Annotated in this window: 15 protein-coding genes and 3 pseudogenes; 11 read left to right on the forward strand and 7 right to left on the reverse strand. The window is 46.2% G+C overall.

Translation table 11 applies throughout. From position 1 onward, the window contains the following. Positions 1-171 precede the first annotated feature (171 nt). The 4 genes from ACR6Z4_RS21555 to ACR6Z4_RS21570 all read right to left on the reverse strand — a co-directional run bounded on the left by ACR6Z4_RS21555 (position 172) and on the right by ACR6Z4_RS21570 (position 9830). Entirely contained in the window at positions 172-3888 is a 3717-nt protein-coding gene (locus ACR6Z4_RS21555; protein WP_479719386.1) for a two-partner secretion domain-containing protein, read from the reverse strand. A 146-nt stretch (positions 3889-4034) separates the two neighbouring features. After that, the gene (locus tag ACR6Z4_RS21560; RefSeq protein ID WP_479719387.1) at positions 4035-6761 is read right to left on the reverse strand and encodes a CHAT domain-containing protein; all 2727 of its coding nucleotides are present in this window, start codon (positions 6759-6761) and stop codon (positions 4035-4037) included. 139 nt (positions 6762-6900) lie between these two features. Then, the gene (locus tag ACR6Z4_RS21565; RefSeq protein ID WP_479719400.1) at positions 6901-7356 is read right to left on the reverse strand and encodes a Uma2 family endonuclease; all 456 of its coding nucleotides are present in this window, start codon (positions 7354-7356) and stop codon (positions 6901-6903) included. 344 nt (positions 7357-7700) lie between these two features. Beyond that, complete coding sequence (locus ACR6Z4_RS21570) at positions 7701-9830, reverse strand: helix-turn-helix domain-containing protein (protein ID WP_479719388.1); 2130 nt, start codon at positions 9828-9830, stop codon at positions 7701-7703. 357 nt (positions 9831-10187) lie between these two features. On the opposite strand from ACR6Z4_RS21570, the gene ACR6Z4_RS21575 reads away from it, so the two are divergent. The 3 genes from ACR6Z4_RS21575 to ACR6Z4_RS21585 all read left to right on the forward strand — a co-directional run bounded on the left by ACR6Z4_RS21575 (position 10188) and on the right by ACR6Z4_RS21585 (position 12040). Further along, a complete protein-coding gene (locus ACR6Z4_RS21575; RefSeq protein ID WP_479719389.1) occupies positions 10188-10346 on the forward strand; it encodes a ribbon-helix-helix domain-containing protein in 159 nt (52 codons plus the stop codon). A gap of 75 nt (positions 10347-10421) precedes the next feature. Next, on the forward strand, positions 10422-11030 hold the full coding sequence (locus ACR6Z4_RS21580; protein WP_479719390.1) for a ParA family protein: 609 nt from the start codon (positions 10422-10424) through the stop codon (positions 11028-11030). 8 nt (positions 11031-11038) lie between these two features. Further along, a complete protein-coding gene (locus tag ACR6Z4_RS21585; protein WP_479719391.1) occupies positions 11039-12040 on the forward strand; it encodes a ParB/RepB/Spo0J family partition protein in 1002 nt (333 codons plus the stop codon). Positions 12041-12129: 89 nt separating this feature from the next. Here ACR6Z4_RS21585 and ACR6Z4_RS21590 read toward each other — a convergent pair whose 3' ends face one another. Continuing rightward, positions 12130-13113 (reverse strand): tyrosine-type recombinase/integrase, encoded by a 984-nt coding sequence (locus tag ACR6Z4_RS21590; RefSeq protein WP_479719392.1) that lies wholly within the window; start codon positions 13111-13113, stop codon positions 12130-12132. Positions 13114-13656: 543 nt separating this feature from the next. Here ACR6Z4_RS21590 and ACR6Z4_RS21595 point away from each other — a divergent pair. From ACR6Z4_RS21595 to ACR6Z4_RS21630, 8 genes and pseudogenes are all read left to right on the forward strand, one after another. Beyond that, positions 13657-14148: a hypothetical protein gene (locus ACR6Z4_RS21595; protein WP_479719393.1), complete on the forward strand. Its 492-nt coding sequence runs from the start codon at positions 13657-13659 to the stop codon at positions 14146-14148. A 9-nt stretch (positions 14149-14157) separates the two neighbouring features. Then, complete coding sequence (locus tag ACR6Z4_RS21600; protein WP_479719394.1) at positions 14158-14850, forward strand: hypothetical protein; 693 nt, start codon at positions 14158-14160, stop codon at positions 14848-14850. Between the two features lie 187 nt (positions 14851-15037). Continuing rightward, on the forward strand, positions 15038-17182 hold the full coding sequence (locus ACR6Z4_RS21605) for a PspA/IM30 family protein (RefSeq protein ID WP_479719395.1): 2145 nt from the start codon (positions 15038-15040) through the stop codon (positions 17180-17182). Between the two features lie 6 nt (positions 17183-17188). Beyond that, a complete protein-coding gene (locus ACR6Z4_RS21610) occupies positions 17189-19681 on the forward strand; it encodes an ATP-binding protein (RefSeq protein ID WP_479719396.1) in 2493 nt (830 codons plus the stop codon). A gap of 4 nt (positions 19682-19685) precedes the next feature. Next, positions 19686-21536 (forward strand): DUF4240 domain-containing protein, encoded by a 1851-nt coding sequence (locus tag ACR6Z4_RS21615; protein ID WP_479719397.1) that lies wholly within the window; start codon positions 19686-19688, stop codon positions 21534-21536. A 1189-nt stretch (positions 21537-22725) separates the two neighbouring features. Next, positions 22726-22905 (forward strand): annotated as a pseudogene (locus ACR6Z4_RS21620) (DNA-directed RNA polymerase subunit alpha C-terminal domain-containing protein); the annotation flags it as partial. A gap of 96 nt (positions 22906-23001) precedes the next feature. Next, positions 23002-23211 (forward strand): annotated as a pseudogene (locus ACR6Z4_RS21625) (DNA-directed RNA polymerase subunit alpha C-terminal domain-containing protein); the annotation flags it as partial. A 78-nt stretch (positions 23212-23289) separates the two neighbouring features. Beyond that, positions 23290-23439, forward strand: a pseudogene (locus ACR6Z4_RS21630) (sigma factor-like helix-turn-helix DNA-binding protein); the annotation flags it as partial. A 663-nt stretch (positions 23440-24102) separates the two neighbouring features. Here ACR6Z4_RS21630 and ACR6Z4_RS21635 read toward each other — a convergent pair. Both ACR6Z4_RS21635 and ACR6Z4_RS21640 read right to left on the reverse strand, forming a co-directional pair. Next, a complete protein-coding gene (locus ACR6Z4_RS21635) occupies positions 24103-24648 on the reverse strand; it encodes a hypothetical protein (protein ID WP_479719398.1) in 546 nt (181 codons plus the stop codon). Between the two features lie 204 nt (positions 24649-24852). Beyond that, the coding region (locus tag ACR6Z4_RS21640) for a hypothetical protein (protein WP_479719399.1) at positions 24853-25115 on the reverse strand (263 nt) is incomplete at its 5' end.

The raw sequence follows: 25115 nt of genomic DNA on the forward strand, positions 1-25115 counted from the left end.
AGCGAGGAAATATCTGCTGGTTTCGGCTCCGCTGGTTTCGGCTTCGCTCAACCCGCTAGGTTGGTGAGATGGAAGGTGGGTGATGGTCACCCTACTCTGTACAACCCGCTAGACTGCGCCCTGAGCGGAGTCGAAGGGCAACCCAACAGGCAAACTCTTGTTGAGAAATCGCTAAGACCTGCTGCATTGCGCTGGAGTGACGGGGGTTGCTTGAGGAGTCATGGTGGGTGCATTGGTGGTCAGGAGGACTTCACCATTGGCACCGATGACCCAACCCTGGGCTTCGACGATCGGTATTTCAGATGCAGGTGGTGGAGCCACTGTGGGTGCGGTGGTCAAGTCAGGGCTGGATGCCTCATCCAAGACAATCCAGTGAGAGACAGACGTGTCGCCTGCCAGGGTGTCGGTGGGGCTAGGTGACAAGCCACCCCGTCCGGTAATGACAAACGTACTTAATTCATTGGCGTTGGTGACTCCACCCGTGGCGCAGCTTTGTGCCGCCAGTTGCGAAGCATCTACCACATCTGTCGGTAACTCGGCGATGCCCCGAGTCGGGTCAACTCCTGTTTGAATGTTGACCACCCCTTGCGGTCCGGACTCTGAACTGGCGCTGATATCATTGGTGGTGTTGGCTGGTAAAATTGCTCGATCGGGTTCAGGCTGTGTAACAAAATTGAAGACGCCATCGGCATAAATATCAATTTGCCCCCCTGCGCCCCCTTCGGCGCTGGCGATGATATCGCTATTATCAAACCCCCAGATGAATCCGCCCCGAGTCTCAGGTGTATTGATGCGGATATTGCCACCGCCTGCATTGCCCTGAGCAGCGGCAGAAATTAAGCTATTGTTTCGCATCTCCAACCGATTTAGTCCTTGCAACTGAATATTGCCGCCATCGCCACTGCGGGTTTCAGCGGTGAGTTGGCTGTGATTTAAGAATAGGCGTGGTGTTTCAATCAAGATATTTCCTGCCGAACCTGTACCCCGAGTTTCGACGGTTAGTTGACTGTGATTCAAGAATAACGAATCTGACCGAATAAAGATACTGCCTGCGGCACCTGTGCTACTGGTGTTACTGACAATTTCACTGTGGTTAAACGTCACTCGTCCGCCACTCTCGATCGTGACATCCCCAGCGGCATCACTGCCCTTGGTATCACTTTGAATTGAGCTGTGGGTTAAGGTTAGATTACCAGGAGTCGTAATCATCACATTTCCCGATTGACCCTGTCCACCTATATCTAAGGTAATTGTGTTAAGTCCATGCAACGGATCTTGTATAGTTACTTGCCTACTGGTCAAGATTTGGGTATTCGTAATGAATAGGGCTTCACGCCCTCTGATTTCGACTGAGCCGGAGTTTGAATCAGATGACAGCGTTAGAATTTCTAGATTGTGAATGTTATTCGGGGTCAATATAGTAACATTTCCCCCATTTCCTGCTTGTCCCATATTTGCAATTGAAGAGGAAATCAGAAGTGAATTATTAATATTTCCTCGTCTTGCCCTCAACGAAATTGTTCCGCCATCTTCAGCATTCCCAAACCTTGAAAATGAGAACGTTCTCAACTCATCCGCTATAATATTGCCCTCAGCAGTGAGCATGATTGCTCCCCCATTTTCTGCGTCCCCTGCATCTGAGTATGAGTACGGGCTCAAATCATTCGCCGTAATATCAACCCCCGTGGTGAGAGTAATTGCTCCCCCATTTCCTGCATCTGAGGACGAGGATGAGGACGAGTTCAAATTATTTGCTGTAATATTGTCTTCAGCCATGAGAGTGATTGTTCCCCCGTTCCCGGCATTTCCTGCACCTAAGGATAAAAGCGAGGACGAGAACGAGTAAAAATCATTTGCTGTGATATCACCCCGTGCCGTGAGAGTGATTGCTCCTCCATTTCCTGCATCTGAAGCTAAGAATGAGGACGAGGACGAGGACGAGTTCAAATTATTTGCTGTAATATTGCCCCCTGCAGTGAGAAAAATCGCTCCCCCGTTCCTTGCATTTCCTGCCTCTAAGAATGATGATGATGACGAGGATGAGGACGAGTAAAAATCATTCGCTGTAATATCACCCTCTGCATTGAGAACGATGATTCCCCCATTTCCTGCATTCCCTGCATCTGAGAATGATGACGAGGATGAGTTTAAAAAATTCACTCTAACATCACCCCCTGCACTGAGAGCGATGATTCCCCCATTTCCTGCATTCCCCGCATCTGCGTAGGAGGATGAGGACGAAACAATATTATGTGCTGTAATATCACCCCCTGAATTGAGAACGATGATTCCCCCATTTCCTGCATTGCCTGCATCCGAGACTGAGAGCGAGGACGAGCCCAACAATATCGCCGTAATATCACCCTTCGCATTGAGAGTGATTGTTCCCCCATTTCCTGCATTTCCTGCATCTGCGTAGGAGGACGAGGACGAGTCCAAATGATTCGCTGTAATATCACCCTCTGCATTAAGAGTGATTGCCCCCCCATTTCCTACATTCCCGACACCTGAAGCTAAAGACGAATCTAACCTGGTTGCTGTAATATTACCCCCTGCGTTGAGGGTCATGTTTCCACCATTTAATGTCCCATGGTTTGTAGTTAAAGAACCTGTAGCGATAATGTTATCTTTAATGCTGTTAAGAACCAGACGACCGCCCTGGGTACGAATGGCTGCGGTTCTGATATTGCCGGTTGTGGCAGTGAGGTTGACTAGACCCCCTGCGGTGGTGACAGCACCATTCAACGTGATGCCGGCTGGGACATTGCCATTGGTGAAGGTCGGTGGACTGTCTTGATTGGTTGCGCCATAGATCAAATTGGCTTGTCCTGACCGAATGATTAACCCCGGTTGAGTCCGCAATACGGCATCCGAACCAACAAAATTGGAGTTCAGGTCAGCGACGTTAATATCAACGGTTCCCTGAAGCCGCACATTGCCTTGTGATTCAATTAACAGGGATGCACCACTGTAATTGGCTGCAATATCGACATTGCCTGTGGCACTGATAATGGGATCATAGAGACTGGTGAAGCTGGCTAATCCGCCTGACAAACGACGCAGGGCAAAGCGTCCGCCACTAGCAAAATGGGCATCGCCGGAAATGATGCCATTGCTGAGCAGCCTTAAATTGCCCCCACTTTGAATCTGCGATTGGGGATGATGTAATGCCAGAATATCAATCCCTTGAATCCCCCGCATGGTTAACGTATCTCCCGCAGTGGCGACAAAGGGGGTGTTTAGCGTGTCGCGTGCCCGCACCGTTTGTCCGTGCAGGGTCAGATCATCGCCTGCCTGAAGCTGCCCCTGTAAATCCAGCAGGTTGCCAAATAGGGTGAGATCCTGTCCGGTGCTGAGCTGCCCCTGATTTTGAATTGTGCCCCGTCCATATTGCAACCCAATGGGCACATTGATGTTGAGCAATGGCGCAGCCTGGGGCTGAGTGGCACTAAATTCACTGCCATCGGGGAAGGTGAAGCGATCGCCTGTGCTGGCAGTAAAGGAACCTCGGATATCTAGTTGGGCATTGGAACCAAAAATGATGCCGTTGGGGTTGAGCAAAAAGAGGTTCGCGGCACCATTCACCCCCAACGTTCCGGCAATGTTTGAAGGATTGATCCCAGTAACGCGACTGAGGATATTTTGCACACCAGCCGGATTGTTGAAATACACCCGCTGCCCTTCATTGACGTTGAATTCAACAAAACTATGAAACAGGTTGACACCCCGTCGAGCACCACCATCTATCTGATCTACAGACCGTCCACCGATCAAGCGATTAGGTGTCACATGGGAAGCTTCAGCCCCCAATGTACTATCTGGGATAATTTGGGCAACGGTAGGAGATGCCAGCAACGCAAGAGTCGCTCCTATAAATATAGTTTGCATGAGTCCATTCCCTTGTCCCATCGCCAGCTTCCTCCATCCCTTCACTGAAGTATGATTAGCAGAACTATGACTAGCCCTTTCTGTTGCAGAAGTTGTTCTAGAGAGACTTCGGAAGAAACCTCTCTCATTGACCCACCGTTATAGCATTAAAGCCAATTGCCCACCAAGACATAGGTCGCCCAATAGCGGGGATGTTCATATTGCGGATTGTGAAGGAGTGATTGCTGTGCGACCTGGAGTGCTTGGGCTTTGCTGATCCCTGTTTGTCCCAACTGTTGATAAAACTGTCGGGTAAATTCCACGCTAGAGGTATCATCTAACGCCCAAAGTGACGCAAGAGTACTGCGTGCGCCTGCTCTCACCGCCGTTCCGGCAATCCCTAATGCTGCCAGGTCATCGCCCGTTGCCGTTTCACAGGCACTGAGAATCAGCAGCTCAATCACATCGCGACGAATCTGCCCTCGAGTGCTAAACAGCCTGTCCAATTGATTGACTTGAATTTTGCCATTCGCCGTGAGCAAAAATGTATCTTGCGGATTCGAGCTAAATTGCCCATGAGTAGCAAGGTGCACCACCGAAAAAGTACGATTGTTGAGGGTTTGATTAAACGTTTCAGTGGTGAAGTCTGTATCTCGAATGGTAATCAGAGGCAGCCCATCTGCACTAATTTGCTCCAGCTCTGCATTGACATGGGGCAGCTTAGGGAAGTTGGTACGGTCTGCCTCAGCGGGTTCCGTCAATCCGGCTGCCAAGACCCGGATTTGACTACGTTGTAACGGCTGGGGGTTGACTAAATTTAGCTCTGGAACCAGAGCGATCGCATAGCGTTCCATCAAATAGTGCTGCCCATCATAGAGTGCTGCCATTGGTATCGTTCGCAGAGACCTATCCAGCGCAAAGATTAACGTATTAATCCCCTCTTCTTCCAGACGTGACTGGGCAGGCTGTAACAGCCAGGTATACAGTTGTTGAGCCCCTACCTTGACCGCATCAAAGGTATACTCTTCCTCCAGATCAAGCTGAAGCTGAGCGATCGCTTTTTTTAGTTCAGAAGCTGAAGCCTGCCAACTCCGATAGTGGTATAAATCGTCTGTTTGAGGCAGTTTGACAATCACTTCTAGGCGATCGGGCAACACAATCGGATAAAAAACGGCTGCTTTGGGAGATTCATATTTCACTACCGCATCAACTGATTGTGGGTCGGCATCAGCGCAAGGTTGCTGCAAGAAGTTTTCCAGTTGTGCGACCTGAAGCAACGAAATCACGGTTCGAGCTTTTGTCAAGTTCTCTTGGCTTGGGTGTTCTGCTTGCAATAGTAAGTCGAGTAACCCTCGATAAATGGGTTCTTCAGCCGTTTGCCGAAATATCCGTTGAGAGTTAAGATTGCTGACTACCACATCTCCACGCAACGATTGTAGTGTATTAACTGCTGCTTCATAGGCAGCGATCGCCGTTTTGATTTCCCCTGTTGCTTGGTAAAGCCGTCCTAATTGCCACTGCCAGCGATAGGTAATTTCGGCATCCTGAACAGATTGGGCGTGTTGTAAGGCTTGCTCGGTTAGCGATCGCGCCATCGACCAATTCTGAGTCTGCAAGTACACTTCCCCCAATGTACCCAGCACATAGGAATCAGTCCTGGCATCTCCTAATGCGATCGCTTGCTCATGGGCAGTCGTTAGGATCTGACGTATTTCTGCCCAATCCAACGCAGCTGACGCATAGTCTTGTTTGAACTGAATCAGAGTTTGGACAAAGTTCACCTGAGCCTCAAGTGCCAGTCGCCCCGGTGCCAGATCAGCAATTTGCGATCGAATGGAGGGCAATAATGCCTCTGCTTCAGACCACTGCTGGCTATCCAGCAACAGACTCAGGCAATTGAGCTGTGCCTGGGTGCGGATCAATAGTGAACCTGAACTGGTGGCTGCTTGTTGATAATAGTCCAAGGCATCCGCCCTATTTCGTTGGGCACGGGCAACATTACCCAAACTGAACTGAGCAGTGGCGATCGCTTCCGTCAACTGTAGATCTTGAGCAATGTTCAGACTGTGTTGCAATACGACTTGCGCCTGCGCCAGATCGCCTGCAACTTGAAGCGCATTTCCTAGACTTCTGAGTGCTGTTGCGATATTTGACGAATTGGGTAGAGCCTTCACCTGGTCTTGAAATGCTTTAAGTGTGATATCACTTTGTTCTGGTAAGTGCAAAGAATGTTCTAAAAGAGCGATCGCTCTGCGATATAACCCTTGTGCTTGCAACGCTTGTGATTGATTGATCTGACTTCGCAGCACTCCATCTGCATCATTCACCTGCTCATATATAGATGTAGCTTGCTGCCAACTGACCAGTGCCTGTTCTGCTTGCCCTTGTGTCAGTTGTAGACTCCCTTGGGTATCGAGCGTTTGCGCCAAAATAGACAGGCGATCGCTATTGTCTTCTACTTGCGCCGAGTGTAAAAGCTCAAGGCTAGTTGCGATCGCTTGATTAGCATCCGCCCATTGTCCCAGTTGTTGGTAAGTCAACGAGAGATTACCAAGGGCGATCGCCTGGTGGAGAATATCGCCCTCTGCCTGATACGCTTGCACAGCCTGCTGAAGCAATTGAGCTGCCTCGGCAAATCGTCCGGCATCATAATGTTCTTTCCCTTGTCGCTCCAACTGTTGGGCTGAGATAGGACTGGAGATCACCGTAGAAGCACTCTTGTTAAGGGATGGAACACTACTCAGTCCAGGTACGGCTAGGATACACCATAGAGTCGTCAGAGTACCTAATAATAGATATCTGACCCAATTCTTAAGGTGTAGTTTAAAGCTAACGAAAAACCACACCTTAGAGTAGAATCGAACCCATTGACGGCAAACGCTCAGAGGTTTCATGGTGTTGCTCTTGATTCAAAAGAGAATAGTTTGAGCACGGTGCTGTTTGAAGTGTAACCCTCTGCTGAGAAAATTTTCGAGAAATTTGAAAATCTAGCGCGATCGCGCTATTTGTATCATTTTGTCTCAATTATTCGTATCATTTAGTCTCAAAGAGTTGCTCTACGGCTAGTACGAGTTCTGTAAACTCGACTGAAGCGATCGCTTCTGATTGACTAAACACACCAACTTCTCGGTATTGGTCTCCCTCCAGGGATAACACCATCACAGTTTGAGCGATCGGATCAATCAGCCAATCTTCGGGAACTGCGATCGCTACATGCTGGGCGCGTTTGTGAACGTAGTTGTGTTGACGTAGCCTCTCCGAAGGAGAATCGCGGTTCGTCTTGCCAGGACTGACGACTTCAGTAATCAGTCGGGGTGGTGGCATATCTAGAGTGCTGATCAGTCGTCGTTGTGTCGGTTCCAGATGGTCTTCTCGCAGTACAACTAAGTCGGGGAAGCGATTTTCGGTATCGTTGTGGTGCGAGACGGAAACCTGGATTCCACATTTGCCAGGATGAATTAGTTCAACTGGGATACTTGCTGCAACCAGAGCTAATCAATTCGTGACGCCTTTCTGTCAGCATTTCATTGCTGTAGGAGAAATACTCCTCAAAGTTTGTGAATTTGACCCTGGCTTGCGTCATAACTCTGCCCTTACAGACGGTGTTTTGATTGTAATGTGCTGGCAAAGGCGATCGCGTTACAACACCTCAGCGCAATACCCTGCTCTTGCCTTGTTTTGAAGCTGACAGATCACCCAATTTTGCTGGCAGACTGGTTTAGGTGAGGGTATACGGAGAGGCTTGTCTCATATTAGAAAATGCCGTGTTCCAATGAGATCAAAGAATTGCTGATTTATGGACCTGAGAAAAAGACAAAACTGATACACTTTTCTCACAGATGCAGCAGTCGTCTGAGTTTAGTTTCTAAGTCTGGTGTGATAGTGCGATCGCCTCGTTCGAGTTTGCCGATATAGTCGGCACTCAAATTTAGGAAACCTCCTAATTCCTTGCGACTCCAGTTTTGTTTCTCTCGACCCAAGCGAACTTGTTCGCCGGTAAGTTCCATCGCAGGTTTTGCTTCTACAGGTTTCAGCTTTTTGGGTTCCCTAATTCTGGCTAATAATTCTGGGATAGGGTGGGGTGGCTTAATCGTCAATTTGGCTTGAAGCAATCGTTCAAGTACTTTAATTTTGCGCCAGTCTTCGGGTTTTGGGGCGGTGCTACCCGGTTGTAACCAATCTGGGTACGTCTTTGGATCAAACTCTATCTGCCAACCCAGACTCATAAGCAGGTTCAAGGCACTATTCCAGCGTTTTTTGAGGTCACGGGCTTTATGTTTGTCTTGTAGTGCCTGATCAATCTGCGCTTTTGGGATCACCTCTTCTAGTAGACTGATGACCCGATAGTCATAAGGATTTTCATTTCTAACCCGGATTCTGGCATCAAGAGTGAGTTGGATCGCAAGACGCAACGCCAGTTCATTATGATAGGGATCGATTTTGAGGATGTCTTTAGCCAGGTAGCCAAACTGAAGCAGTGCTTCGCGGGCTTTGTTTCCGGCTCGGTTTAAGAAATGCCGCGTCCACAGACCAGGACTGACAGTGATATAAACTTCATCTGGTTTCTCAATCTTGCCCGTCACCCAATCAAATTGCCCATGGGGATCAATTAAAACATCCCACATGCGACCAATGGGGGTACTGGCATCGACTTTCCGGTTTCCTTTGCCTTCAATCCAGACCGATTTAACTAGCAAACATGATAGTGCATAGGCAGCACTGGCGACGGCATTCCGCTTTTCCGATAAGCTCGTGTTGTGATTTCTGTCCCAGCCCAAGAGTTGAATCATGTCGCTGGCTCTCAAGGTAAAAGTGCTTTTCCAAGGTTCATCTTCTTCCATGGTTCGTGCCGCAAAAATCAATTGCAGCTTCACGGTGTCAAAGCCAAATTTATTGATGATCTGATCGGCAGCTTCCCAGGGAAGCATGGCAATATCACCTGGATTGGTGATGTAATGCTCGATGTAGTTACCCGGATTAGATCGACTTTTGTAATGGAAAACAGCAATATTGTCGTCATCTTGTTTCCACAGTTCAGGACGGAGTTGGGCACGGATACTGCTGGCAATGGGGATAGAGGTCGGTAGTACAGTGACGGGATCAAATTCCAACCCGGTATCGGTTACGGGTGGCGGGTTTTGCTTGAGTCCTAATAATTGCTCTATGTCTTGCAAAGAACAATTGGGGAGATTAAATTCCTGAATAATTTTTTTGGTGATGTCCTGGCAATAGATATGCCCTAAAAATTCGGCTCGATCCCTCAATAAAGTATGGCTAGATTCGGTCAAAGATTGGTTAATGGTTTGACGCAGTTCTTCTTGAGTCCAAGCTTGAAGTGTTTCTGTGCCATGCGTTTGCTCAAGGGTTTCAATGGCACCAACAATTAAATTGGCTCCAACAGCTTTGGCAAATTCATCCCAAATACCAGCCTGAGTGAAAAACTCAGTCAGAGATGTCTTCAAGTACGCCTTAATTTTGACATCGTTAAAGATGAGTTCTAACTTACGCGTTCCCTGTTTTCGATCAGCAACCAATTTGAAATGGGGTAGGCTGGTGGCGATCGCATCAATTCCCTGAGTTTGTATGGCGTTCTCTACTTTGTATCGATACACTTTCAATAAATGATGAAATAGTTGATCTGTCACTAACTCAGGTAACGGGGAGCTATTCTGCAAGCTGATGGCGAGTTGAGCTAAAAAATCGAGGGTTAAGCTTTCATTAGCCAGCTTCGTCCATTGCGAACTGTCGTTGTTTGATCGCAAAGATTGTGTGGTAGACGCATCAACGACTTCTGTAGGTTTAGAGGCAGAAGCGATCGTCATGCCAGTTTCATCGTGGTCGATGGTAATCAGTCGTGCTGCTTTGTCCACCAAAGTCTCTGGATCAAATTCGTAAATCTGATCCACAAGCGGACTGAGTTGCTTTAATCCACTTTTGGCTGTTGCCTGACGTTTGGGAGTCATGGGTAAGCGATCGCTGGGTTTTGTACAAGTTTAATGAATTGTCCGTAGCAGAGCTAATCAATGAAATGTTCTTTCTGCTGAAACTTCTGATAATCAAACAAGCCCTTTATCACGCTTCGCGCCTGGATAAATTACGGCTGTTGTGTGAGAACCTTAGTCCGTGAAGCTCTCACATAACAACTTGTACGTCACGTAGTTGAAAATTGCTATAGAAAAATTAAAACACTCTGTTGATTAGCTGGTTCAATAGTAGCATTAAGTAGCACTCCGAGTGCTACAAAGGTTTCTAACAGCATGCAAAGGCACATATAGAGGTAGCATCGTGGTGAGTTGTTGTTTAAGCTAGTGATTAGTCCCGTGCCAGCAAAACGCCCTAGAGTTGTAGCGTACGTATTGCCGGACGTGAAGGCAGACTTAGAGAAGTTGTCTAGCCTTGAACGCCGATCAGAGTCTCAGATGGTTGCATTGATTATTGAAGAAGCTATTAAAAAGGCAAAAGCAGAGGGCAAGATTTAGAAAAAATTACGTTTTCTGAATGGGGATCTTGTATTCTGATGTCACATCGCACAGTAAAGCGGTAAGGGTTTTGGCATGATTATTACGGTCACGTCTTTTAAAGGTGGTGTAGGAAAATCTACGACCGCAATTCATATGGCTGCTTATCTACAAAGTAAAGCACCGACTCTGTTAGTGGATGGAGACTTGAACCGAACCGTATTAGGTTGGGCAAAACGTGGGGAAGATAATGAAATCAAACCTCTCTTCAAGGTTGTTGATGAAGAGCAGGGTGTTAAATATGCTCGAAAATTTGAACATATTGTAATTGACACCCCGGCGAGACCAAGTGAAGAAAACTTAAAAACATTGGCGGATGGTTGTGACTTTTTGATTATTCCTTCTACGCCGGATGCCTTTGGCATCGATGCCCTGATGAAAACAGTTCAAGCATTGGCAGAGTTGGATACAGAAAAGTACAAGATCTTGATCACGATTGTTCCTCCCTACCCTTCTAAAGAGGGAGAACGGGCAAGAGATAGTTTACTGGATGCAGGGTTACCCGTTTTTCAGAGGCTCGTGCGGCGGCTCAGTGCTTTTCAAAAAGCTGCGTTGTTGGGTGTGCCTGTCTATCAGGTGAGTGATCCCAAAGCCAGCGACGCTTGGGACGATTACAAAGCAATCGGGAAAGAGGTGTTGCCGTAATGGTCAATATGAAGAAGAAACCTGACCCTAATGCATTTGCCAATTTGATCAAGGCAGCAAAGGGAGGGGTTGCGAGTAAGCCCAATATGGCGGATTCCGGGATAGAAGATGCAAAGAAGATTGAAGTTGAAACTATAGGAGATTCGGAAGAAAGAACGATTTTGCCAATTGAGGCAATCCAGGTCAGGGTGCGATTTAAGCAACCTAGAAAGCACTTTGACGTCGCCAGGATGACGGAATTGGAAAATTCTATCCGTAAAAAGGGAATTGCAGATCCCTTGGTAGTGCGCCCTCTAGAGCCAGGATTGTATGAATTAGTCGATGGAGAACGGCGATACCGATCTGCTAAAAATGTTGGCTTGCTGGAAGTTCCTGTTTTTATTCGAGAAATGACGGATAAGGAGGCTTTGGAGTATAGCCTTACTAAGTTTCTTCTCAGTGAAGATTTGAACCCTGTGGAAGAGACGCAGGGAATTCTCAACTTGCTAGCGCTTGAGCTTGAGTATAGTCCACAAGAAATTGTTTCCCTCCTTTATCGCATGGAGAATGAGGTAAAGGGGAAAGTTACCCACAACGTTGTGGGTAATGAAGAGAAGAGCATTATCGAAAGCTTATTCTCGGCAATTGGGATGGCGTGGGAGTCTTTTGTCAAACATCGTTTGCCCTTGCTCAAATTACCAGAAGATATTCTTAGTGCCCTTAGTGAAGGAAAACTGGCTTACACTAAAGCTCAGGCGATCGCTCGTATTAAGAACGAAAGTCAACGAAAAATATTGTTAAATGATTCGATCGGGCAAGATTTGTCGTTGACTCAGATTCGACAGCGGGTGAAGGAGTTGCAACTTAATCCTTCAGATGCAGAACAACAGACCACACTGCGATCGCGCCTTGACACTACCTATCAGCGTGTTAAGAAGGCAAAAATTTGGGATAACCCAATGAAAAAGGAGAAGCTAGAAACGTTATTAACCCAGCTAGAGTTGCTGCTTGAGGAAGAGAGAGAAAAATAGAACGCTGGCATGTTGTGGTGAGCGGCGTAACCACTGCTCACTACAACATGCCAAAAATCTAATTTAAAACAGGTCTAATAGAGTGGATTTTAAGTAGAGGGTTGGGATTCTCCAATCGCCTCATAGAAAGCTCGCTCGGCAGCAATCTGATCAGCACGTTTGGTATAGCGTTTAAAGCTTTGTAGGGACTTATGTCGGGTTAGCGTCATGATGTGATATGTATCCATTCCTTTCAGTACTAAGTCGGTAGCGAAGGTATGCCGAAATCGATGGGCATTCAAGTCAATCCCCGTGGATTCTTTAATCCGATTCATAACATCTCGAATGCCCCAGTAACTCAACCGTTGACCATAGCTGCGACGAGAATACGATAAAAACAAGGGGCGATCGCCCGCTAAGGTTTCTCCCTGCTGTTCCCGCCAATCTAAATATGCATTGACCTGTTGACGGGCTTGACTATTTAAGGGAACCCATCCTTTACTATCACCCTTGGCTTTGCGAATGTGCAGTCGTGTCCCGTCATAGTCTTCTAGGTTGAGAGCAGAGGATTCTTCTGCTCGCAGTCCATGAAGTAGTACTGAGATCAGTGCCAGATCCCGGTAAGGAAATTTTCCCTGAAATACTGATTCGAAAATTTGAATGACTTCTATTTGGCTTAAATCTTGAGCTTCTGGTTCTTCTAGCTTTAGCAGTGAAACGGCTGTAGTTGGATTCTTGGACACATGCTCGGAATCGACCATCCATCCATAAAAATTTTTTAAGGTAGTCAACACTCGATTGACCGTTGCAGGAGCTAATTGGGTCTCTTCCATCAAAAATGCTTTAAATTGAGCAATTTGTCGGCGCGTTACCTGTACCCATTCTGTTTCTGTCCAGTCCATAAATCGCTGTAAATCTTGTTGATAAGCTTTCCGACTATTTAAAGCCAGCGATCGCGCCTGTACGAATTCTTCCACTCGCAAGTGCCGCAGATCGGTAGGAGTGTGTGAGAACGTAGCAGAAGAAGTTAAGAGAACCGAAGGTAGGGCTTGAATTGGAACAATAATAGGGTCTGGAGTAGGTTGATGTGACATGGATTTAATTCGGAGGAAAAATCCCTGGTATATAGCCTCATGTAATTGCGATAGGACAGGTAATATGTTGAAAAGCTTCGCGAGACCGTGTTTTTCAACACATTACCTGTCTTAGTTTTAAGTGCGTAACGTTATAGAAATCGTTAGGAATACAGTGCTGTGCGGGTTGATTCAGTACGTTATTGTGGGGCGCTCCGCGCCCCACAATAACGTTTCTGTACTTAACGAACTTGCACACCACTACAGTAAAAGATCTAAAACAAACGGGGAAATGATGGCATAAAGAGTAATCGTATGCGTTAGTTTAATTTACGTCCCAAATAAGTTATGTTATTTGGGATATGACTAGTCTAAGACAAAATTAATATTGCCAAGCCGATTAGAGTACAATCAAGATGATGTCAGTGCTAGAAAGCAACACGACGGCTTCTGTCTTTAGCATGAAGCGTGACCTAGACTAACCTGATTGTTGCTGTTGCCAGTTCCATCTTTTGAGCACCAGGTAGGGTTGAATGGAATGCTAGTTTCTGTGTGAGGTGTTGGATGCCTAGAGCCATCCCAGAAAAATGTCGTAAATGCGCCACGCTATCGGCAGAACAGGCACAAGTCTTACACGGCTCGGATGGTGATGGTTGCTGGAATCCGGCAGTGTGTTATAGTCGTCGATCCTATGGACGACATCGCGATCGCATTCAGCAAACCCGCAATCGAAAACGGCAAGAGACGCAGATTGAAACAATTTCTGTTCCATTTGAGCCGCTGGCGCAGTTAGTGTTTGCTGTGTTGGTAGTGTATCGCAGCAGTGGAGGAGAAACGCCTGTTCATGCCATTGGGGCAGAAATTTGGCAAGGACAGGAGAAGGTGGCGATGGTGCCACCGATTCATTGTATGGGTATGGTGCCTAGTCAAGTTCATGCTTATGTGAGTAAGATGCTGAGCTTGCTGGAAGAGCGGTATGGAATTCAGAAGTTTGCTAGCCAGATTCGGCTTGATCCAGAGTTGTGTCGTATTCGTCCCTGTCCCTTGCAGCCTTGAGAGCACTCTATGCAACCAATCGAGCCCTTAGAATTGCCATTGTGGACAGTGTTGAAGCAGGCAGCGATCGCGCCTCAGTCTATTGAGTTGAGACACCTATTACATGTGTTGGATGAAACGCTGGACAAACTCGACACGATGGCACAGTTACAGGTAGCAGGAGAGGCGATCGCTCAGATTAGTCAAATGTTTCATGACCATTCCCAATTCATCTTTGAAGATTTACAGACCTTTGCTAATGCAGAGGGCTCAGTGATGCCGGAGGATGCGTTTGAACGCTATGTGCGACAAACTATGAAGGTAGATTTTGAGCAATTTATTCAACCCTTGCTGCCGCTCCCTAGAGTGTTGCCCTGTCGTCAGCTTCAATATAACGATGAAAAGAATCAGTCTCTGGTAGGAGAAGTCGATAAGGCAGTATTGTTGCAGGTTTTGGAACAGCAACAGCAGGAAAGTGAAACCACAGCCTATGCAAAAGTATTGGCGATCGCTCATGATGAAGGTGTCTCTGCTTGGATTGGAGCAATTCATGAAGCACTCAATCAACAGCTTGAACCCACTATTTCATTGTTAGAACTTCAGCAATCCTTAGAGATGCCTTTAATAAAGGTGTGGTTGGGGTTGTTGTTGGGGGGGTATCATCTGCAATCTAAGGGAGAGTTTTATGAAGCAGCGTCTATTTTTGTAAGCCGAATGAGTTAGTCATAGTGATCGCTGCATTCTTAAATCTCTTGGGAAAAATTGGGATGAAAGACTCAGATTAAGTTATAACGAGAAAATCTCAGATCTTAAGAGATACACTCAATCACTCACATTTTCACTTTTATGGGAGTGCGAATGGATAAGTTGGGGCTTGGGGACTCAGACCATGAGCTAGGAACGTCACACAATGCCGGAAGCACTGGAAGCAATTGTCAGACGACTGGTTGGAAATAAGCTTTCTGAAATGGAGATCCAACAATTAGTAGCTGCGATCGCCGCTGGTAATGCAACTCTGGCGACCGGAGACGAAGCCGTTTCATTGGGTGGCAATGCAAATGATGCAGTGATTGTAACAGGCGATCGCAACATTGTTATTTATGGCGCAGATGCCCAAACTATCCAAGCTGTTTTGGCAATGGCGCAAGAAAAGCTGACAGAACCAGAGCCTGAAACCCCTGGCTTGCGTTCAGGGCAACAACAACGATTGAAGAAACGATGGGACACGTTGCAATCGGAGTGGCAGTTGCGGAGTGAGAAGGCAAAACGTCTGCGAGAAGCTTTAGCGATCGAAGCTGGAGCAGCAGTTAAATTTCAATTAGAGAAACAACTGATTGATGAGGAAGCACAATTATCTCATCTCTTAGATGAACTAGATAGACTGGAAGCTGTTTTGCAAAAGCCCAGTTCCTCTTCCGACAATCCCCCTGATTCAACTTCAAAAACAATGATGATTCCTGAGCCTTTTACTGCAATTCCCATCACCGCTGGTATTCTGACAAATATTGCTTCGGATATTCTCAAGCACCATGCTCAGTCACTTGACGGTACGCTAGCTGGGCAGGCTTTGAAATGGGCAGGGTTGATTGAGCCTAATTTGTATGACCGTCTACGTGAAGTTTTGTGGAAAGCGTTGGACTTGTACTTCAACAAGTATCCTGAAAGGAATTTGCTAGGTATTGACAACTTTTTCCTGGATGCAGAAGTAACTCGGCAGGTCGGAGGGTACATTCTAGAACGTCAGGCGATCGATTGGTCTAAGATTCAGCAAGCTTTTGAGCAGCATGTCAGCATTTACGATAAGGGTAAGCAGCGAATTCAGGAACAGGGCTTGAATTCCAGACGAATTATTGAAGATTTCATAAGCTGCTATCGCCAAGTGCTGCGAGAACAACTGAGTTTGCCTCAAGTTGTGGTTTTATTGGAACTGCTCAACCAAAATGAAACTCTAGTTGCCGAAATTCGAGCTAGTGAGCAGCGGTTTCGGCAATACATTACTGAGATACAAGCAAATCGGTTATCTCCTCAAAGTCTGAATGCTGCTTATCAACAAGGACAGCAACAGTTGGCGATCGCCCTCACTGACGAAATGAACGCAACTGGATTGATCAGTTCCGATCAATCGTTACAAGTGATTCAGGCTCGACTGCAACCGACTCCTGCTCTGTTTGAGAAGGGATTGTGTAAGGGACGGTTATTATCAGCTAAACCGAATCAGTATTTTGTCTCTCATGGATTCACTTCTGACTTGCTGGCAGACTGGCGGCAAGCTTTAGTGGAAGGATTGGCGCAGGCTAGCGATGATAACAGCACGCTCCAGCCCTACTTTTCGGGAGATACCTTGCTCAGTGGATTCCGACTGTGCGGGATCTGTGAACAAATCTATACATCGCGGTTCAGCATGTTCCTGCTGCCACCTTTACAGGATCGAAATGTGTATCTAGAGTTGGGGATTGCGATCGGATTAGGGGCACCTTTCTTTCTGATTCAGCATTATGAGGCTAAAATTCCGGGGGTACTGGAAGGGTTAAGTCGCTATGCTAAGGGTGGCTTATTTCGCACGATGCGACGAGAGTTGGCAGGGCAGATCGAGGAATATGATTTTGGGGTTGTTCATTTTATTGCTGATTTGCCACAAGCTGGGAGCCAGCCAAAATACTTGATTGCAGCAGGTGGATTGATTGAGGATGAGGATTTTGAAGGGAGTATCATGGAAGCATTGCAGGGTTCCCTCTCTCACCTGGAGGCAGTGTCCCTGACCGACCAACTCAAAAACGCGGAGACCTGTGGTTGGGTGTTGGATCAACTGGTTCAGTCCATTCAGACATCTCGCTTTGCGATCTATCGAGTTGACGAGAATTGCTCACCCACAACCTTTCTGGCTGTGGGCATTAGTATTGGACTGAACCGACCGTTTTTAATGGTGCATCGATCGAATCGAGACGTTCCTCTGGATTTGCGCGGTATGGGCATGTATCAATTTCCAAACTTCGTTGCTTTGCAACAGCAGTTCATTCCCAGGCATCAGGAGTTCTTTAACAGGCACGCCAGGTAAACGCCGATGTCAGAGGCATTCTCATTCAACCGTGAATTTGATTTTGTGCGACTGGATCGATTGAGTCGCACGACGGGACGCTCTGCACATGAGTGGGATCTCTATATTGTGAAGGAACTGATTGATAACGCTCTGGATGCGGATGAAGGTCAGTGGCGCAGCGATCCTCAACAAACTCCTGGTGTCAAGATCCGGCTTGAATATGCTACCAAGCAACTGTTTGTAGAGGTGAGCAACCGTTCAGTCTTTCCCGCCGACCTGATTCCCGAAATCTTTGCCACCCAGCAGTATACCTCCCGCAAAGCCTTTATCAAAGGGCTGACGCGAGGTGCTCTGGGCAATGCGCTGAAGACGCTGCTGGGGATTCCTTATGCGTTACGCAATCGGGTGGCTAGCGATTGGAGTCCAGACCAGAAACCGCTTTCGATCATTTGTGAGAGCATGGAGTATCTGCCGACTTACCAGGTCGATACCACTCAGCAAACGATTCAGTTTAACTGTCCAAGCAAGCCATATAAAAAGAGCGAGGGCACAACTATTCGAGTGGCGCTGGACTACTTTGAGCAAGAAAAGCCCCGAACCCTGTCAGAATTGCAGCGGTTGGCGGAACAGTACCATCTGTGTAATCCTCATGTTGAGTTTGATTGGGCAGTAGAGGTGGGGGAGGAGGAATGGTCAGTTCACTACGAGGCAAATTCAAGCTGGCTGACTAAGTTTCGGGGTGTTGCACCAATCCAGTGGTATTCGCTCACAGCATTTCAGGATTTGCTGGGGGCGCTTTACCGCAAGCAAAGTGATGAGAATGTGGCTGATCTATCGGTTGAGTCAATCGGCTCATATTTTAACGGCTTTAACCATGCGGGTTCTGATAATCAGACGGCTTTAATCACAACCGTTCTTCAAGAATTTGGACAACCCAGGCTTGCGGTTGAAGACTTTGAGGGGATGGGCGCGAAGCAGCTCTATCAGATTATGTGTCGTCTCAGTCCATCCTTTGACTCTCTGCTCTTGGGACGGATTGGGAAAGAGCATATTCGGACAACACTGACAGAGGTTTTGCCGCTGGATGAGGAGGTGTTTTATGACATTGCCAGGGATACGGGAGAAGAACCCAGCATTCCCTTTGTGATTGAGGCGGCGATCGCGCCTTTGCAAGCAGGCACACGGGAGATCTGGACTGCCCTCAACTTCACGCCTACCTACGATGACCCGTTTCTGCGTCGTCGATTGTTTGCGCCAATTCAACCGGAACGGGCAGTTGTGGGATTGCGGGAGTTTCTGGATGCTTACGGAATAGACGAAGAGACTCCCGTGGTGGTGTTCCTTCATTTGATTTGCCCCAACATTGAATCGGGGGAGTTTAGCAAAACGGAGATTAACCATCTGCCGTTTAAGCAGGTGATGGGGGAGGTGCTGGATCGATTGTTGCGATCGTTTAACCAGGCGCGAGAAGAGCAGGAGTTGCAACTGGAGCAGACGATCTTTCAGGCATTGGCTGAGATTGTGGAGGGGCTAAAAGAGAATGAGCGGTTTGTGTTTGACCAACTGCTGGAAAAGCTGCGAACCCGATTGAGCCAGGAAGCCAGCTTTGCTGAGTGGTTACAGACAGCCGACGCTTCAGAACGATTGCGAACTTACATTACTCGCTACCAGAGCCAGAATGCGGTGCTGACTCAGCGAGTTGCCCGTCCGGCGGAGGGGGTGCTGGTATTGCCGGGGCATCCCGATCGCTATTTTTCGATTCAGGCTGAGCATGTTTCGCAAGACATTCTGACCCGCAACCATGTGAACAAAATTTTGGTTGTCCAGGTACCAGCTCTGGAACCCGTGATCATCGAAAATGGCTGGCTGTGTCGGATGGACATGGCATTGCTACGGACTGCACCCAGGCTGGAGGCACTGCAAGCTGCTTTGATTCAATGTGTGGTTGGCAGTGAGGTGCCGATTCTGGTTTTGCGAGATGGGGATAGCCAAAGCTTGGCGACGTTTGAACAGATGCGAGGTTGGTTGAGCGATCGGCATCTGGATGAAAGCCGAATCATTGATTTAAGCTTGGGGAAGACAGATGACTCAGGGGAAATTCCAACCCGTTTGGTGGGGATGATGCCGGAGGAATTGTCTGCCTGGGTGCTGGCGCAATTACAGGTGTTGCAGATTCCAACCAAGTTTCTACCCGTCAGTATGGATATGCGGCAAGAGATTGGTCAACGGTTTGAGCAGCTTTTGTTGAGCTATCTGTGGGAAGGGATGTCGCAACGGTTGGAGATGTCTCGGTTGTTAGGAGATCTGGATCGGCAGTTTCAATTTACGCAGGCCATGCAAACTCAGACGATAGACCAGCAGATTCAGCAGCAACTGTATGAGGCAGAGGGAACTCAGTCCTATGGGGTGGTGCTGGATGGAGCGGTGAGGCAGTTTTTTGAGCATTTTCTGAATCAGCATGGAGCTGAGATTCAAGCGTTGACCCAAACCCATCTTCAGCGTTTGCAGGGAGGCTAAGCGAATGACGGAAGATGCCATCGGTGGACTGCGCCCGCAATACCAGACCTACGCTCGCCAAAAGTGCTTTGTTGCCTACAGTGAACAAGCGCACTGGTCGGTTGATTTGCTGAGTGCCTGTGAGGAGGTGTTGAGTCAACCAGAATACAATCTTGAGGTGGATTGCGCCCGCAAGCATTTTGCGGCAGATATGTCACTGCAACAGAAAGTGCTGGAACTGATTGCTAATGCCCGCTATGGCATCTACGACATCTCCTGCTGGCGGCAAAATGAGCGCAGTCCCTGGCAAATGCCCCAAAATGTGATGATTGAATTGGGCATTGCCATAGCCTTGAATCGGCCCATTCTACTATTACGTCATGTGAGTAACCAAGAACTACTATTACCAAAAGGGTTGCAGTGCCTCGGTGACCAAATCATAGAATTCAGCGGTACGAGGACATTGAGAAAGGTTCTTGCAGAGCATCTTCCTAGATGGATTAACATATTGCCCGAAACCGCTTGGTGGAACCGTTACTGTACTTTTGGTGGTCAGGTTTGTGATTATCGAGAGTCACATCCTAAGGTTATGCAACCTGAAATAAGGCAACTAAACTGTGTCGTTTCGGATGGAGCAGATGCGTATAGCCTTGATTTCCGTAGCATTGTTGAAGATATTTTGGAACGGTTTAATGATGTTAAATATGCTTATTTAGATTCTCTGTCATTGAGACAAGGCTATAACTTTCTACTTTGTAACCAATGTCAAATTACTCGTTTATCACCACTAGCGATTTATCGAATCACGCCCCAAACTCCCGTAGAGACGTTCATCTCGCTTGGAATTAGTCTTGCACTAGAAATGCAATTCAAATACAAAATTCCTAAATTTTTGATTGTAGAAGACGCACTAAATATTCCCTCATTATTAATTGGCTATGAAGTTATTGTTGCTCACAATGATCAAACAAAGAAAAAACAATTACAAGCCTTCATCCCTACAGTAATAAATAAAATTCGACAGGCGAAATGGAAATATCAACCCTTACCTTTCTTAGAGAATGAGCCTTTTATACAAGAAAGTTTATTATGTGGTAACAACACAGAATCTCAAACTATGACTGTTTCAAGATTTTGGGGTTTGATTGAAGCGGCAAAGCGGGAAAGCAAAAATAATAACGAACTTCAAGTTGAAATACTTACTCGAAATCTTGCGGCTCTCTCATCTGTCGAAATCATAGAGTTCCAAAGATTTTTTCATACACTCCACCATCAATCGCATCTTAATTATCTTTGGGATGCTGCAAATATTATTACATTTTGCTCTGACGATGGTTTTGATTATTTCCGTGCCTGGCTAATTGCTCAAGGTGAAACTGTTTTTTCTAATGTTTTGAAAGATCCAGAGATATTAGGTGAAGTTATAGAAGTCAATGAAAAAGATGCTTGTCAACTAGAATCTATTATGTATGCAGGGCAGGATGCATATGAGCGTAAGACAAAGAAGAAGATCCCAGAAACTGCTTATAATCTTCTAAATATAGCTCTTGTCCCAGCTTATGACTTTAAACCTCCTTTTGATTTTCCTAAACTTCGACAGAAATTCAGTCAGAGACAGGAAAGAAGTTCCTTTCTCTTTGGAGGACTACGTAACACAAAAACCAATAATCCATCGGATTCAATAGGCATAGCAATAGTAGAGATGACTATTACTTCTATCAGTGCAGGAAGAGTAACATACCAGGCGACTTCTTGGTTTGCGATGTTAGATCAGGGTTACGATAACACAACTATTAAAGTTGGGGAAAAGGTAATTGTTGTCGGTATTCAAGGAGTAAGATTGATTGTTAAGCCCTTTGAATCTGGGCATAGTTAATCCAAGCTTTGTTAGATACTGAATCCTATTAATCTATGACTTCGCAGAATTATTATATTTGCTCTCCTAATCCTTTGAAGTGATAGACATTGGTAATTTAAGCATCGAACATATCAACTACGATCGCCAAACGTGCTTCGTAGCCCATTCGCTTGGGGCTGAGTGGAGTGAAGATCTCAAGAGTGCCTGTGCTGCCATCCTGCCAACATTTAACCTGGAACCCTGGTATGCAGCGGATCACTTTGACCCAACCCAACCGCTGCGCGACAAAGTGGTTGAGCTAATCGCCAACTCTCGCTACGGCATTTACGACATCTCCAGTTGGCAAGACAAGCAAGGAAATTGGCAACTTCCGCGCAACGTGTTCATTGAACTGGGTATCGCCATTGCCCTCAACCGCCCCACTCTCCTGATTTGCCACAGCAGCAACAAAAACTTACCCCTACCTGCCTGTCTACAAGGCATTGAAACAATCGAATTCACAGGCGACATCACCCTGAAAAAGGAACTAGAAAAACGACTTCCCCAATGGTTGGATGTGCCTCCGGATCGCGATTGGCTAAACCGCTTCTGCATCTTTGGCAATCGCGTTTGCTCCTTCCGCGAACAGCATCCCTGCTCTCAACAGTGGGGACAGAAAACCCTGCATTGCCACATCGCTGATGGTTTGGATAAACAGCATCCCAACTATTGCCAATCCGAATGTGACGAAATCCGAGGCGCATTTGAGGAGATCTTCAGCCGCTACAGCGACTTAGAATTTAGCTACCTGGATGAGCGATCGTTTGTAGATGGCTATCAATTTCTGCTATGTAGCCATTGTCAAACAGTGCGATCGACCCCATTCGCTATCTATCATATTTCACCTACAACTTCAGTCGAGACGTTTGTGGCGATCGGAATTAGCATCGCCTTAGAAAAGTTGTTTCAATACAAAATCCCAAAAATACTTCTGGTACGCCAAGAGCAAGATCTTCCCTCACTTTTACGAGGATATGAAGTTGTTGCAGCAACCGGAACTAAAGAGTTGAAACAAAAACTGAAGGACTTTTTACCAAAAGTATTAAAGGTTGTTAGGGAAACAAACTGGCGACCAAGACCATTGCCATTTATTGAGATGACTACTGCACTTAAAAACCAATCTAGTTCAGATTCTCTCAATACATCAGATAACGAACATGCATTTTACAAAATTCCAATTGAGGAGTTATGGCTTTCAGTACGTGCTTATAATTGTCTTAAACGTGCTCTAATTCATTCAGTAGGAGATCTATTGGAATTTGCTCCAGAAGATCTGCTGGAAATAAATGGTTTTGGTCTTAAATCTCAAGAAGAAGTAATCAAAGCTTTAAAAAAACGCCTTGGAATTGATTGGGCAAGACCCTCAGGAAAGTCGCGATCCAGAGAAGAACCATCCGATTCTTCCATCCTTAACCTTAAAAACAGTAATGAAGATTCTTTAGAAGAAGATCTGACTAATCAAATTCCTATCGAAGAACTTCAACTTACTGGTCGAGTTTACAACGCCTTGAAAAGAGCACAAATTCATTCAGTAGCTGATTTACTGGACTATACACGAAAGGATTTACTAGAAATTAGGAGCTTTGGGACTAAAAGTGCAGAAGAAGTAATTGAAGCTTTACAAACTCGATTAGATATCACTTTACCGAGTAAGTTTCTAGAAGTTCTTGATGATGAGCTTTCGGAAGCAGAAGCAAGTACCCTAGTCAACGATACAAGCACTCTCACTCCTCGCGAAAGAGATATTTTAAAGTTATATTATGGTTTAAATGGTGGACGAAAGTATACTTGGGATGAAATTGGTCAGATATTTGACATTACCAAGGAGCGCGTTCGGCAAATTGCAAAAAAGGCTTTAGAGGAACTTAGATCTCCTCCATAAAAAACCTCATTATAAAAAATCTTAATTGTATTCAGTTGAATGAATGCATTGCTGAAGATGTCTACAGACTTTAATAGGAGCCATTTGGGCAGGGTATATTACTCTTCAAATAAGCAATCAATCTGTAGCACTTGGTGGTAATACATCTGGAGCAGTAGTTATGATAGGCGATCGTCATATTGTACTACCTGAATCAGATGCGGAAGCTATTCGTAGAGGGCTTGAGTAAAATTAGCCTATCGAGATCCGATCAGCAGATCTGCAAGTGTTCTTACAGCGATTGCCAACAGTTTAGAGAAGCTGGTTAGTCATAGTAGGTAGATGAGAGTTTGATGTTAACTGTGTCTTCTCCCGTGCCCGCAATTGATGAGTAGCAGATAGCATGGAGTTATTGCCTTGCTGTTCTCGTAGCCAATTGGCACTTCGAGCTATTACATTAGACCTATTGGGAAATAATGATCAAAATCGTTGAAATGCTTATACAGACTGGGTTTCAAGGATTTTATTCAAAGATCGCTGAAATGCTTGCTAGGCATGGGTTTCAAGGATTTTTGAGCTTATTACCCAACAACTCTATTAATTGTTTCTCTCAATTTGAAACGATGGAAGCATCCACGGTTACTGTGGTTTCAAGGTTGTGTTAATGAGCGGTTGAATTTCCAATTATTTTGTTGATTCATCTGTTTTACTTGCCACCTGAGTGACTACATTGCGAGTGGCTTCTGCCCCAAATCCTAGTGCCAATAAGGCGAAATAATCGCCCCATCCATTGGCTCCAAACGTGGGTTTTGTCCAATAGAGTTGATTAAATCCACCACCTGCTAGAACGGTAAATGAGATTAGATAACTGGATAGATAGAATAGCTGAAGGCGACCATTTGCTGTTTGCCAAAGGCTAGCGATCGCGCTCCAGGACTGCCCCCAGCCTAGAATTGGTTGATGGGTAGCTTGTACGGATGGTGCTTGGATTACCAGACCTGGTGTAGTGCTTCCATCAACACTTTTGAATATGGCAGATGTCTGAGCACCTAATACTCTCACTGTTTCAATGCTGGTATTTAATTCATTTTGTAATGCTTGTAGTTCAGTGTCCTGTGCAGGCAAGAGCATCTGCGATCGCTGTGTCAATTCTTCTGCTTTGTCTTCCCATTCATATCGTTGTTCACTTTCTACAACAGCAACTAAGCTTTTTAGTTTCTCTAACTGCATAGTCAATAAGATGTAACGATTGAGTTGTTGCGACAGTCGATCTAGATGGTGTTGTAATTCATCTGGGATTGAAAGGTCAGGAGCACTTTGTAATACTTCTTCTAGATCACGAGCGATCGCCTGGATATATAAAGCAGCGGTTACTTTGAGATCGTCTTGATCTAATCGTTGGCGCAGATTATCGTAATAGCGAAACTGAATCAGCTAGTTGGGGCGTTGCTGAAGCCACTGATGCCACACTGTTTTGGCGTGTTCGAGTGCGGTTTGGGCGGCTGCAATTTGCTTGGCATCACGGGCTTGTTTGGCGATGGTGAGATGCATGTCGGCGCGTGACCAGAATGACCGTGCCTCTACTTTATCTGGCTCGATCTGAGTCCGAATGTTTTCTAGATTTACGGTGACTTCATCGCTCAACTTGCCCTGGCTACTATAAGCAGAAACTGTCATGCCAATCCCAATTCCAACTA

It is taken from the genome of Calyptranema fuscum S582 (genome assembly GCF_055793305.1).